General features: G+C 68.6%; 11 protein-coding genes. 9 read left to right on the top strand and 2 right to left on the bottom strand.

All coding sequences use genetic code 11. From position 1 onward, the window contains the following. Window positions 1-121 precede the first annotated feature (121 nt). The 6 genes from CD928_RS04030 (at window position 122) to CD928_RS04005 (ending at window position 6460) form a co-directional block, all read left to right on the top strand. Window positions 122-1471, top strand: coding sequence for a formimidoylglutamate deiminase (locus tag CD928_RS04030; RefSeq protein ID WP_095385390.1), 1350 nt, complete (start codon window positions 122-124; stop codon window positions 1469-1471). Then, a complete protein-coding gene (locus CD928_RS04025) occupies window positions 1468-2166 on the top strand; it encodes a UTRA domain-containing protein (protein ID WP_095385387.1) in 699 nt (232 codons plus the stop codon). Before CD928_RS04030 ends, CD928_RS04025 begins: the two co-directional genes overlap by 4 nt. A 118-nt stretch (window positions 2167-2284) precedes the next feature. Beyond that, window positions 2285-3685: an FAD/NAD(P)-binding protein gene (locus tag CD928_RS04020; RefSeq protein ID WP_095385384.1), complete on the top strand. Its 1401-nt coding sequence runs from the start codon at window positions 2285-2287 to the stop codon at window positions 3683-3685. Between the two features lie 278 nt (window positions 3686-3963). Beyond that, on the top strand, window positions 3964-4881 hold the full coding sequence (locus CD928_RS04015; RefSeq protein WP_095385381.1) for a nitronate monooxygenase family protein: 918 nt from the start codon (window positions 3964-3966) through the stop codon (window positions 4879-4881). 14 nt (window positions 4882-4895) lie between these two features. Continuing rightward, on the top strand, window positions 4896-5672 hold the full coding sequence (locus CD928_RS04010) for an SDR family NAD(P)-dependent oxidoreductase (RefSeq protein ID WP_095385378.1): 777 nt from the start codon (window positions 4896-4898) through the stop codon (window positions 5670-5672). Further along, a complete protein-coding gene (locus CD928_RS04005) occupies window positions 5669-6460 on the top strand; it encodes an enoyl-CoA hydratase/isomerase family protein (RefSeq protein WP_095385375.1) in 792 nt (263 codons plus the stop codon). The genes CD928_RS04010 and CD928_RS04005 overlap by 4 nt, the downstream gene beginning before the upstream one ends. 9 nt (window positions 6461-6469) lie before the next feature. Here the strand turns inward: CD928_RS04005 and CD928_RS04000 are convergent, their stop codons facing one another. Continuing rightward, complete coding sequence (locus CD928_RS04000) at window positions 6470-7315, bottom strand: MaoC family dehydratase N-terminal domain-containing protein (protein WP_095385372.1); 846 nt, start codon at window positions 7313-7315, stop codon at window positions 6470-6472. Between the two features lie 122 nt (window positions 7316-7437). On the opposite strand from CD928_RS04000, the gene CD928_RS03995 reads away from it, so the two are divergent. Continuing rightward, window positions 7438-9270 (top strand): arylsulfatase, encoded by a 1833-nt coding sequence (locus CD928_RS03995; RefSeq protein WP_095385369.1) that lies wholly within the window; start codon window positions 7438-7440, stop codon window positions 9268-9270. Here CD928_RS03995 and CD928_RS03990 read toward each other — a convergent pair. Then, window positions 9267-9881, bottom strand: a complete 615-nt coding sequence (locus CD928_RS03990; protein WP_095385366.1) for a TetR/AcrR family transcriptional regulator — start codon at window positions 9879-9881, stop codon at window positions 9267-9269. The genes CD928_RS03995 and CD928_RS03990 overlap by 4 nt on opposite strands. Window positions 9882-10006: 125 nt before the next feature. On the opposite strand from CD928_RS03990, the gene CD928_RS03985 reads away from it, so the two are divergent. Together CD928_RS03985 and CD928_RS03980 are read left to right on the top strand one after the other, a co-directional pair. Next, on the top strand, window positions 10007-10651 hold the full coding sequence (locus tag CD928_RS03985; RefSeq protein ID WP_141237082.1) for a hypothetical protein: 645 nt from the start codon (window positions 10007-10009) through the stop codon (window positions 10649-10651). A gap of 7 nt (window positions 10652-10658) precedes the next feature. Continuing rightward, window positions 10659-12293, top strand: coding sequence for a sulfatase-like hydrolase/transferase (locus CD928_RS03980; RefSeq protein ID WP_095385362.1), 1635 nt, complete (start codon window positions 10659-10661; stop codon window positions 12291-12293). The last annotated feature ends 23 nt before the right edge of the window (window positions 12294-12316 follow it).

The raw sequence follows: 12316 nt of genomic DNA, 5'->3' as shown, positions 1-12316 counted from the left end.
GATCCGGGGTTCCGCTCGGCAACGCGCGAAAAGCGGGACCCCGGATCAAGTCCGGGGTGACGAAGCAGGACAAATCATGCCTCGCTCTCCAAACTGCGCCACCGCATAGGAAGGACCCGAAATGGCGGCTTATTGGTTCGAACGCGCCTGGATCGACGATCGCTGGCAAGGCGATGTGCGGCTGACCGTCGCCGAAGGCCGCATCGCGTCGATCGAGACCGGCGTCGCGGCGGAACGCGGCGACGAGCGCCATCGCGCGGTCCTGCCGGGGCTCTGCAACGTTCACAGCCACGGCTTCCAGCGCGGCATGGCGGGCCTGTCCGAACGGCGCAGCCGGCCGGACGACAATTTCTGGAGCTGGCGCGAGATCATGTACCGCTTCCTCGACCGGCTGACGCCCGAGGATGTCGCGGCGATCACTGCGCAGGCCTATGCCGAGATGCTCGAAACCGGCTTCACCCGCGTCGGCGAGTTCCATTATCTGCACCACGACTCCGCCGGCGCACCCTATGCCGACCCCGCCGAGATGGCGGGCGCGATCGCTGCGGCGCGCGCGGCGAGCGGCATCGGGCTGACCCTGCTTCCCGTCTTCTACGCGCACGGCAATTTCGGCGGCGCCGCGCCGAGCCCGGGCCAAAGGCGCTTCCTCTGCGATGTCGACGGCTTCGCGGCGCTGTTCGATGCGGCGCGCGGCAAGCTGGCGGGCGACGATCTGATCGGGATCGCGCCGCACTCGCTGCGCGCGGTGACGCCGGGCGAACTCGCGGCGCTGCTAACGCTGTCGCCGACGGGCCCCGTGCATATCCATGCCGCCGAGCAGGTGAAGGAGGTCGAGGATTGCCTCGCGTGGAGCGGCGCGCGGCCGGTCGAATGGCTGCTCGCCAACGCCGGGATCGATGCGCGCTGGTGCCTCATTCATTCGACCCATCTGACCGGCGGCGAAACCAGCGCGCTCGCGGCGAGCGGCGCGGTCGCGGGGCTGTGCCCGGTGACCGAGGCGAACCTCGGCGACGGCATCTTTCCCGCCGTCGATTATCTCTCCGCGGGCGGGCGCTTCGGGGTCGGTACCGACAGCAATATCCTGATCGACGCGGCGCAGGAGTTGCGCGCGCTCGAATATTCGCAGCGCCTCGCCCACCGCGCGCGTGCCCTGCTGTCGAGCGAGGATGCGCTCTTCGTAGGCGCGCATCTTTTCGCCCTGGCGCTCCATGGCGGCGCGCAGGCGCTCGGCGTTTCCGCGGGACTTGCGGTGGGGCAGGCGGCCGACATGGTGTCGCTCGACCTCGATCACCCCGCCTTCGCCGGCACCGACGACGCGACCCTGCTCGACCGCTGGATCTTCGCCGCGCGCGCCGGGTCGATCGACTGCGTCTGGCGCGCCGGCGTCAAGCGCGTCGAGGCGGGCCGCCACCTCGCCGCCGCCCCGATCGCCGCCGCCTTCCGCGCCTGCATCACGCGGCTTCTGACATGAATCCCGCGAGGCGCATCCGCGACGAGATTGCGGCGTCGATCCAGTCGGGCGCGTGGCGGCCCGGCCACCGTATCCCGACCGAACAGGAACTCGCCGCGCGCTATGGCTGTGCGCGCGGGACGGTGAGCAAAGCGCTAAGCGAACTCGCGGCGTCGGGGCTGATCGAACGGCGCCGCAAGGCGGGGTCGTTCGTCGCGCATCCGCCGGTCCATTCGGCGGTGATGACCGTCCCCGATCTCGCCGAACTGATCGCCGCGCGCGGCGAGGCCTATCGCTGGCAAGCCTTGGCGATCGAACGGTTGACGGGGGGCGACGATGGTTTTGCGAGGCCGGCGCTGGCGATCGAGGGAGTGCATTTCGCCGCCGATGAACCCTTCGCGTTCGAGCAGCGGCGGATCGCGCTCGGCGAGGTTGCCGATGCGGCGGACGCCGACTTCGAGGCGCAGGCCCCCGGAACCTGGTTGCTTGCGCATATTCCATGGACCGAGGGACGCCATGTCATCCGCGCGGTGACGCCGACGCGCAAGGAGGCGAGGCTGCTCGGGATCGGCCCTTCCACCGCCTGCCTCGAGCTCGATCGCACGACCTGGCGGGCGGGGGGCGTCGTGACCCATGTCCGGCAGCTTTTCCGCGGCGATCGCTTCGATCTGGTCGCCGAATTCCGCTCGGGCCTCGAAAGCGCACGGCCGAGCTGATTGGTTTTGCATTCTCAAGTAATTTGCTTATCTTAAATCGCATCTGTCGGGACGCCACGAGTCGACCGGCCATGGTTCGGACGGTCGCGGGCCGCGACTGGAGAATGGTAAGCCGCCGATGATAATCGACTCGCAGCTTCATGCGCCCCGCCCGCGCTTCCGCACCGCGACGCGCGTCGCGATCGTCGGCGCGGGCTTTTCGGGCACCATGCTCGCGCTCAACCTGCTCGAACAGCCGCATGTCGAAGTGTTGCTGATCGAGCGCGACCGGCATCGCATGGGCGCGGGCGTCGCCTACAGCAGCTCCGAAAGCTCGCACCTGCTGAATGTCCGCGCCGGCAATATGAGCGCCTTTGCCGACCGCCCCGACCATTTCTGCGACTGGCTCGCCGCGCACGGACTCGGCTGCGACGGAGCGTTCGTCACCCGCGCGACCTATGGCCGCTATCTGCGCGAGGCGCTCGCGGCGGCGATGGAGCGCTACGGCCGGCGGCTCAAGCTTGTCGACGACGAAGTGCTCGATATCGAGGAGCGCGGCGGACGGGTGACGCTCGGCCTCGTCAATGGCGGGCTGATCGAAGCCGACCGCGCGGTGCTCGCGATCGGCAACCTGCCACCCCACGACCCGCCAGCGGTCGCGGGCGCGCACCTTCCCGCGCGCCTCTATGTTGGCGATCCCTGGGCGACGCCTTTCGAAGAGGGGCTGGCGCGCGATGCCGCGGTGCTGGTGATCGGCACCGGCCTGACCGCGGTCGACGTGATCCTGCGCCTCGTCGCGTACGGCTTTGCGGGGCCGATCGTCGCGCTGTCGCGCCGCGGCCTACGTCCGCATCGCCATGTCGATGGCCTGCCACGCCTGAAACCGATCTTGGCCAAGCCCGCACCCGAACTGTCCGAACTCGTCCGCTGGGCACGGCGCGCGGCGCGCGACACCGACTGGCGGCAGGTCGTCGACTCGCTGCGTCCGATCACCCAGATGATGTGGGCGTCGGCCGACGCCGGCAAGCGCGCGCGCTTCCTGCGGCACCTGCGTCCCTTCTGGGACGTGCATCGGCATCGCCTCGCGCCGCCGGTCGCCGACCGCATCGACGCGCTCGTCGCCTCGGGCCAGCTACGCTTCCGGGCCGGAAAGATCGCGAAGGTGTCGGCCGGGCGCGACGGGCTCGTCATCGACTGGCGCCCGCGCGGTACCGGCCGCGTCGAGACGCTTCATGCGGCGCGCATGATCAATTGCACCGGCCCGCAGGGCGACCTGCTACGATCATCGGACCCGCTCGTCAGGCGGATGCTCGCGGCGCGGCGTATCCGTCCCGACGCGCTGCGGCTCGGGCTCGATATCGATCGCGACGGCCATGTCATCGATGGAGAGGGGCGCGCATCGGAGCATATCCTCGCCATCGGGCCGATGACGCGCGGCGATTTGTGGGAGGTCGTCGCGGTCCCCGACATCCGCGTCCAGGTGAGCGCGCTCGCCCGGCGGCTCGTCAACGCCCATTGGGTGGCGGGCGAGGGGTTGTGAATCCGAATTTTCGGCTGGAAAACAGCGCGCGGCGCTGAAACCCTTTGTCCCCCGCCCGCCGCACTCGGCAGCCGCGACGGGGGACGAGGTTGTGTGTGCACAAAGAGAACATTAAGGGAACAAAATGCCCTCGTCAACCCTTTCCTCGCAAGGACCGTGAAACCCCCGAATAGAAATGCTTGCCCGCCTCCGGTTGACGTAAAGGTAAACTTGTCTATCCGGCTTCGATAAGGATCGGGGCCGTTTATGCCCCGGCGGGAGAAGGGAAGGCGCGCACCATGTTCGACAATCTGGCCCTGCCGCTGATGTGCGCCCCGATGAGCTTCGCTTCGTCGCCCGTGCTGGCCGAGGCGTGCTGCAAGGCCGGCGTGATCGGCGGCTGGCAGGGCGGCACCTATACGCCGCTCGATGAATTCGAACGCTATCTCGCCGCGCTGGCCGATGTCGGCGGCGCGCCGCCGATCGTGAACCTGCCGGCGCGCATCGCCGGGGAAGAGACGGGCGAGCCCAAGCTCGCGCTGCTCGAAAAGCATCGCGCCCCGCTCGTCCTGTGCAGCCTCGGCAATCCGGGTGCGCTGATCGAGCGCGTCCACGGCTGGGGTGGCAAGCTGATCCAGGACGTGACGACGATGCGCCATGCCGAAAAGGCGATCGAGGCGGGCGCCGACGGCTTGATGCTGACCTGCGCGGGGGCCGGCGGCCACACCGGTTTCCTGACTCCGCTGGCATTCGTTCCCGCGGTGCGCCGCATCTTCGACGGGCCGCTGATCGTCGCTGGTGGAATCGCCGACGGCGCCGGCATCGCGGCGGTGCTCGCCTTGGGCGGCGATATCGCGTGCATGGGAACGCGTTTCATCGCGACGCCCGAGAGCGGCGTCGTTGCCGGGCACCGCATTATGATCCCCGCGACCGGGATCGACGAGATCGTTCTCGCCTCGGCGATGAACGGCGTTCCCGCCAACTGGATGCGGCCTTCGATCGAAGCGGTCGGGCTCGATTATCAGGCACTGCCCAGGGAACGCACCGCGATGCCCGAGGGCGTGATGCCGTGGCGCGACATCTGGAGCGCGGGGCAGAGCGTCGCGCTGATCGACGCGGTCGAGCCGGTCGCCGATCTCGTCGCGCGGCTGACGGCGGACTTCGAACAGGCCGGCATCGGCATCGACTGGCGCGCGCGTCTCGCGCGCCTCAACTGAATGGAGCCAAGGATATGAGCAAGGATCCGCAATTCGACCTGACCGGCCGCGTCGCGCTGGTCACCGGCGCCTCCTCCGGGCTCGGCGCGGGGTTCGCGAAGGCGCTCGCCGCGGCGGGGGCGAAGGTCGTCCTCGCCGCGCGCCGCGCCGACAAGCTCGCCGAACAGGTGGCTGCGATCGAGGCCGCGGGCGGTCAGGCGATCGCGGTGTCGCTCGACGTCACCGACGAAGCCTCGACCAAGGCCGCCTATGACGCCGCCGAAGCCGCTTTCGGCACCATCGACACGATCGTCGCCAATGCCGGCGTCGCGACCGAGAAGGTGGCGTTGGGGCTGTCGGTGGACGAGGTCGACGGGCTGTTCGCCGCCAACGTCCGCGGGGTCTTCCTGACCGTGACCGAGGGCGCGCGGCGGCTCGAAGCCGCCGGCAGCCGCGAAAAACAGCACGGCCGCGTCGTCATCATCGGTTCGATCACCGCCGAGAAGGTTTTCCCCGCGACCTCGGTTTATGGCGCGACCAAGGCGGCGGTGCGCCACATGGGCAAGGCGTTCGCCCGCGAATGGGCGCGGCGCGGGATCAATGTGAACATCATCCAGCCCGGTTATTTCGAGTCCGAGATGACCGCCGAGCTGTTCAACAGCGAGGCGGGAAGCAAGTTCGTCGCCACCTTCCCGCGCCAGCGGCTGCGCCCGCCGAGCGACCTTCACGCGCCGCTGCTCATGCTCTGCTCGGATGCGGCGCTCGGTATCACGGGCACGGTAATCACCGTCGACGACGGGCAGACGCTGTGAGCGGCGAACTGCTCGTCGAGACGCGCGGTCAGGTCGAGATCGCGACGCTCAACCGTCCCGAGCGGCTCAACGCGCTCAGCGAGGGACTTGTCGACGAACTCAACGCCTATTTCGGGGGGCTCGCCGAGCGCAAGGAGGTGCGCGTCGTGGTCCTGCGCGGCGCGGGACGCGGCTTCTGCGCCGGGCTCGACATTCAGGAGGACCGCTCGTCGGACGAGACGCCGGTGCTGCGCACGCTCCGCACCCAGACGAGCATCGGCAACATCTATCGCAAGATGCGCGCCTGCCCGCAGCCGATCATCGCGCTGGGCCATGGCGCCGCGGCGGGCGGCGGCCTGTCGCTGCTGCTCGCCTCCGACGTGCGCTACGGGACCCCGTCGTTCCGCTGCAACGCCGCCTATATCCGCATCGGCCTCGGCGGCTGCGACATGGCGTCGAGCTATTTCCTGCCGCGCCTCGTCGGGGCGAGCCTCGCGTCGGAAATGATCCTGACGGGCCGCTTCATCGACGCGCAGCGCGCGCTGAGTGCGGGGCTGATCAGCGAGATCGTCGAGGAGGACAAGCTGCTCGACCGCGGCCTCGCGCTGGCGGACGAAATGCTCGCGACCAGCCCTTGGGGGCTTCGCCTGTCGAAGCAGGCGCTCAATCTCAATATCGACGCGCAGAGCCTCGACGCCGCGATGGCGATCGAGGACCGGCAGCAGGTGATCCTGTCGGCGACCGAGGATCACAAGGAGGCGCTCGCCGCCTTCCTCGGCAAACGCGCGCCCGATTACCGCGAGCGTTAGGTCCGGGCGTCAGCCCGCGCTCGCCGCCATGATCGTCCGGCCGTCGGGGCCGATCGCCGCCATCTCCCACCCGCTCTCGGCCGCCCGACCGACGAGGTGGAGCGGCTCGCCGGCGAAGGCGGGCGCCTGCGCGCGCATCGTGAAGGAGGCGAGCGCGTTGGCGCCGAGCTCGCGCTGCGCGAGGTCGAGGAGCAGGGTTGCGGTCAGCGGCCCATGGACGACGAGGCCGCGATAGCCTTCGGCCTCGGTCGCATAGGGCCGGTCGTAATGGATGCGGTGGCTGTTGAAGGTCAGCGCCGAGTAGCGGAACAGCATCGCCTCCGATGGGACGAGCGTCCGCCGCCAACTCCAGTCCGACAGGTCGGGCGCGCCAGTCGCCGGAGCGGGCGAGGGGAGCGGCGCGGCGCTGGTCGCGGCCTCGCGAAACACGATCGTCTGCCTTTCGTGCACCGCGAGCACGCCATCGGCATGCGTGTCATGGTCGACTTCGACGAAGACGAGCTGGCCGGTGCCGCCCGTCTTTTCCCTGATCGTCGCGATCGTCGAGCGCCGGGTGACCGATGCCCCCGCGCGGATCGGGGCGAGGAAGCGGACGTCGCTCGCCGCCCACATCCGGCGCGGCAGCGGGATCGGCGGCATGAAGCTGTCCTCGGCGTCGGCGCGCAACGGATGGCCGTCGGCGCCGAGCGTCGCGGTCGGCGCGTCGGGCAGGCACAGGCACCAGTGGATCGCTTGCGCGGCAATCGCGCCGGTCTCCGCGCTGTCGATCGTCGCGCGGAATCGCGCCAGCGCCCCCGGCGTCAGCAGATCCTGCTGCTCGGCTGTCCGCCCGATCCATGTGTCCCAGCCGCTCATCCTGCCTCCATCACCGTTATTCCGCCGTGGCAAAGCATGACGCGGCGCCGCTGCCAAGGCGTGATTGACTTAGGATTATATTGACATATCCTGTGCCAATATATTTAGAGGGGATGCAGACTATGCCGTCGACGTTCGCATGGGGGGTGAACCGGCGGCGGGGCGCGCGGCGGGCGGCAGCATTGGCATTGGGCACTTCGCTTCTTGTCTCGCCGCTTGCCGCCGCCCCCTCTCCGGCGCCCGCGCGCCATCCCAACATCGTGCTGCTCGTCGCCGACGACTGGGGCTTTTCCGACGTCGGCGCGTTCGGCGCCGGCTATGCGACGCCGAACATCGATGCGCTCGCCCGCGCCGGCGTGCGCTTTTCGAACTTCCATGTCTCGGGATCCTGCTCGCCGACGCGCGCGATGCTGCAGACGGGGGTGATGAACCACCGTAACGGGCTCGGCAACATGCCCGAGACGATCCCGCCCGAGCATGTCGGCAAGCCCGGCTATGACACGGTCATGAACCACCGCGTGGTAACGATCGCGGAGATGCTGCGCGCCGCGGGCTATCGCACCTATCTGACCGGAAAATGGCATCTGGGCAGCGATCCGACCCGCTTGCCCGGCGCGCGCGGCTACGACCGCGCGTTCAGCCTAGCCGACGCGGGCGCCGACAATTTCGACCAGCGACCGATCGAGGGCATGTACGACACGGCCGCATGGACCGAGGACGGCAAGCCCGCGACCTTGCCCAGCGATTATTATTCGTCGCGCTTCGTCGTCGACAAGATGATCGATTATGTCGACAGCGGCGCGGCGAGCGGCAAGCCCTTCCTCGCCTCGATCAATTTCCTCGCCAACCATATTCCGGTGCAGGCGCCCGACAGCGATATCGCACGCTATGCGGCGATGTATCGCGACGGCTGGACCGCGCTCAGGGAAGCGCGGGCGAAGCGTGCGGCGGCGCTCGGCATCATGCCCGAAAACGCGCCGATGGTGAAAATGGCGACCACCCCCGACTGGTCGAAGCTGAGCGCCGACGAGCGCAAGGCGGCGGCGCGGGTGATGCAGGCCTATGCCGGCATGGCGACCGCGATGGACCGCGAGATCGGGCGGCTGGTCGCGCATCTGAAGGCGACGGGGCAATATGAGAATACGGTCTTCGTCTTCCTCTCCGATAACGGGCCCGAGCCGACCGATCCCTACAACCGGCTGCGCAACCGCATCTTCCTGAACATGGAATATGACACCTCGTTCGCGAACATCGGCCGCCGCAACAGCCTGAGCGCGATTGGTCCCGGCTGGGCGAGCGCCGCGGCATCGCCGTTGTCGGGCTACAAGTTCAGCGCCGCCGAGGGCGGGCTGCGCGTGCCGCTGATCATCGCCTGGCCGGGCAATGCGAAGGTCCGCGCCAGCGTGATCAGCAACGGCTTCGCGCATGTCACCGACATCGTGCCGACGCTCGCCGACCTTGCCGGCGTGCCCCTCCACGGCGGGACGTGGAACGGCCGCGCGGTCGAACCGGTCGCGGGGCGCAGCCTTGTGCCGATGCTGGAGGGAATGGAAGGCAGCGTCCACGGCGATGCGCCGCTCGGCTATGAGCTGTCGGGCAATGCGGCGCTGTTCCGGGGCGATTACAAGCTGGTACGCAACCTGCCGCCGACCGGCGACGGCGAATGGCGGCTCTACGACATTCGCACCGACCCCGGCGAGACGCGCGACCTCGCGGCCGCCATGCCCGACCGCTTCGCCGCGATGCAGGCCGATTACCGCAGCTTCGCACAGAAGAATGGCGTGCTCGACATGCCGCCGGGCTATACCGCCGACGAGCAGATCAACCGCTATGCGTGGGAACATCAGGGCCGAAAGCGCGCGATCAAGGCCGGCGCGGTTCTGGGCGGGATATTGGTGGCGCTCATCGCGCTGGTTTGGGTGTGGCGGCGGCGGAAGGGCCTAGCTGGGCGCTAACGCCCCGGCATCGTCGCGACGAGCGCCGCGACCATGTGGGCCAGGACCGATCCCGCATCCTCGACCGTCAACGCCTGATCACGGCGCAGCGCGCGCCAGGTCTGAAAGGACAGCATCGCGATCAGCGCTTCGACGCGTGTCCGGTCGGCGCGCACCCCGTCGGGCAGGAGCCGCAGCACCAGTTCGCGCTCGAGCCGAACCACGCGCGTATATTCGGCCATCAGGAAGGGCGATTGATAGCGCTTGATGTTCGCGGCGAGGCGAAAGGGCAGCATCGTTTCGAACACGCGAGCGCGCCGCTGGGTCAGATCGCGCAGGTTCGCGCGCCAGTCTTCGCCGGTATAGGGCGCGATCACGATCGGCATCACGCGCTCGGCGATCGTTGCCGAAATCTCGCTGTAGAGTGTGTCCATGTCGTCGAAGTGGCGGAACACGGTGCGCAGCCCGACGCCCGCTTCCTCGGCGACGCGTGCCGCGCTTGGCATGGGGTCGCCGCCTTCGATCAGCGTGGCCATTGCGGCAACGATGCGGCGGCGACTCGTCACGCTGCGCGCGCGGCGGCCGTCGACCGGCTTCGGCGTCTTCGTCGCGGATTTCGCGCTGATCGTCATCACCTCCCCGCTGACCCTAGTTGACGCGCCGGGTCAAGCCCGACGCCGAAGTGGCTTGCGCCTCTCATAATATAATGACACACATAGTGCCATAAGTTTCGAGCAGTCGGATGATCGGTGGGGCGATGGACGATCGAGGCCTTTGGATCGCAGGGACATGGGGCGCGGCGCTGCTGCTGTGGCTCGGCTTCCGGCTGTTTTACGACGGGCTGCGGCGACCGATGCGGCCGCACGAGATCGAGACCTTTCTCGCGGGACTCGGCGAGCGGATGGACGCGACCGGCAACGACACGGCGCGGCTGCGCGCCTTTCTGGAGGCCGACGACGGGCGCGAGTTCGTGATGCTCAATCTCGTCAAGACGCGCCCCGGCGTCATCACCGATCCCGAAAGCGGTGAGACGCTGGGCGGCGCCGAATGGCTGCGGCGCTATTCGCGGACCTTCGTGCGCGGGCTGATCCGCCGCGGCGGTCATCCGGTCCTCGTCGGACGCAAGGTCGGCGGCTATATCGACGCCTGGAATAGTTCCGCCGACCCCGGCTGGACGCTGTTCGGGACGATGCGTTACCGCAGCCGACGCGACCTTGTCCGCCTCGCGGGCGACCCCGCCTTTCGCGCCGTGCATCCGGCGAAGCTGCTCGGGACCGAGGCGACCTTCAGCTTTCCGGCGCAGCGCATCTTCGGCTTTCACGCCGGGCCGCGCACGACCGCCGGGCTGGCGCTCGCGCTGCTCGCGGCGCTCGGCCATATTGCGATACTGACGTGGGGATAGAGGACCGATGAAAAAGAGATGGATCGCGCTCGGCCTCGTCGCACTGCTCGGCGCGGGGGGCTATCAGGCGTTTCAGGCGAACAAATATCGCCTGCCGGGCCTGATCGCCGACTGGCGCGAGCCGGTGCGGGCCAACCGGCCCGTCGTCTGGCAGCAGGGCCCCGCGACGCCGCCAGCGGGCAAGCGGCCGCCGAACGTCATCCTGATCGTCGCCGACGACATGGGCTGGAACGACATCAGCCTGAACGGCGGCGGCGTCGCGGGCGGGATCGTCCAGACGCCGAACATCGATGCGATCGCGCGGCAGGGTGTGGATTTCACGACCGCCTATGCCGCCAACGCGACCTGTTCCCCGTCGCGCGCCGCGATGATGACGGGGCGCTATCCGACGCGCTTCGGCTTCGAATATACCGCGGTGCCGGTCGAGTTCGCCGAGAATCTGACCCACGGCAGCGGCATCGGGCCGCTGAAGCCGGTCTTTCACAAGGAGCTGATCACCCCCGACATTCCCGACTATCCCGACATGGGCGTGCCGCCGAGCGAAGTGACGATCGCCGAGGCGGTGAAGGCCGCGGGCTATCACACCATTCACATCGGCAAATGGCATCTGGGTGAGGCGCCGCGGCTGCAGCCGCAGCGCCAAGGCTTCGACGAAAGCCTCGCAGTGCTCGCGGGGGGCGCCAAATATCTGCCCGACGACGATCCCGACGCGGTCAACGCCAAGCTGCCCTGGGACCCGATCGACCGCTTCATCTGGGCCAATCTGCGCCACGCGGTGACCTTCAACGGCAGCGAGCGCTTTCACCCCAAGGGGCATATGACCGACTATTTCGCCGACGAGGCGATCGGGGCGATCAGGGCGAACAGGAACCGGCCCTTCTTCCTGTACCTCGCCTTCAACGCGCCGCACACGCCGCTGCAGGCAACAAAGGAGGATTATGCGAAGCTGCCGCAGATCAAGGACAAGAAAACGCGCGTCTATGGCGCGATGATCGCGCAGCTCGACCGGCGGATCGGCGACGTGATGGCCGAACTGAAGCGCGCGGGGATCGACGACAATACGCTGGTCATCTTCACCAGCGACAATGGCGGCGCCTGGTACAACGGCATGCCCGACCTCAACGCGCCCTACCGCGGATGGAAGGCGACTTTCTTCGAAGGCGGCATCCGCACCCCGCTGTTCATGCGCTGGCCAGGCCATATCGCGCCGGGATCGACGCGCGCCGACATGACCGGCCATATCGACATTTTCGCGACGATCGCGGCGGCGGCGGGGGCGAAGCTGCCCGGGGACCGCGTGATGGACAGCCAGGACATCCTGGCCGGCCCCGCGACGCGCGACGCGCTCTACTGGCGCTCGGGCGATTACCGCGCGGTGCGCGCGGGCGACTGGAAGCTGCAGGTGACGAAGCGCCCCGAAAAGGTCCGCCTCTATAATCTCGCGACCGACCCGACCGAGCGGCACGACCTGGCGGCCGAGCAGCCGCAGCGCGTCGCGCAGCTCCGCGCGATGATCGACGCCCAGAACAAGGGCATGGCGAAGCCGATCTGGCCGGGTCTGATCGAAGGGCCGATCCGCATCGACGTGCCGATGAACGCGCCGTGGAAGGACGGACAGGATTATATCTACTGGACGAATTAGGCGGCCGCCGCGTCCTGTTATGC

This window comes from Sphingopyxis sp. GW247-27LB (genome assembly GCF_002277025.1).
Lineage (GTDB): Bacteria > Pseudomonadota > Alphaproteobacteria > Sphingomonadales > Sphingomonadaceae > Sphingopyxis.
This window is presented reverse-complemented; position numbering and strand designations above follow the sequence as displayed.

Coding starts and splice junctions, on each gene's coding strand:
- CD928_RS03990 (WP_095385366.1), bottom strand. CDS start 9,881: ATGACGATCAGCGCGAAATCCGCGACGAAGACGCCGAAGCCGGTCGAC.
- CD928_RS04025 (WP_095385387.1), top strand. CDS start 1,468: ATGAATCCCGCGAGGCGCATCCGCGACGAGATTGCGGCGTCGATCCAG.
- CD928_RS03980 (WP_095385362.1), top strand. CDS start 10,659: ATGAAAAAGAGATGGATCGCGCTCGGCCTCGTCGCACTGCTCGGCGCG.
- CD928_RS04020 (WP_095385384.1), top strand. CDS start 2,285: ATGATAATCGACTCGCAGCTTCATGCGCCCCGCCCGCGCTTCCGCACC.
- CD928_RS04030 (WP_095385390.1), top strand. CDS start 122: ATGGCGGCTTATTGGTTCGAACGCGCCTGGATCGACGATCGCTGGCAA.
- CD928_RS04000 (WP_095385372.1), bottom strand. CDS start 7,315: ATGAGCGGCTGGGACACATGGATCGGGCGGACAGCCGAGCAGCAGGAT.
- CD928_RS03985 (WP_141237082.1), top strand. CDS start 10,007: ATGGACGATCGAGGCCTTTGGATCGCAGGGACATGGGGCGCGGCGCTG.
- CD928_RS04010 (WP_095385378.1), top strand. CDS start 4,896: ATGAGCAAGGATCCGCAATTCGACCTGACCGGCCGCGTCGCGCTGGTC.
- CD928_RS03995 (WP_095385369.1), top strand. CDS start 7,438: ATGCCGTCGACGTTCGCATGGGGGGTGAACCGGCGGCGGGGCGCGCGG.
- CD928_RS04015 (WP_095385381.1), top strand. CDS start 3,964: ATGTTCGACAATCTGGCCCTGCCGCTGATGTGCGCCCCGATGAGCTTC.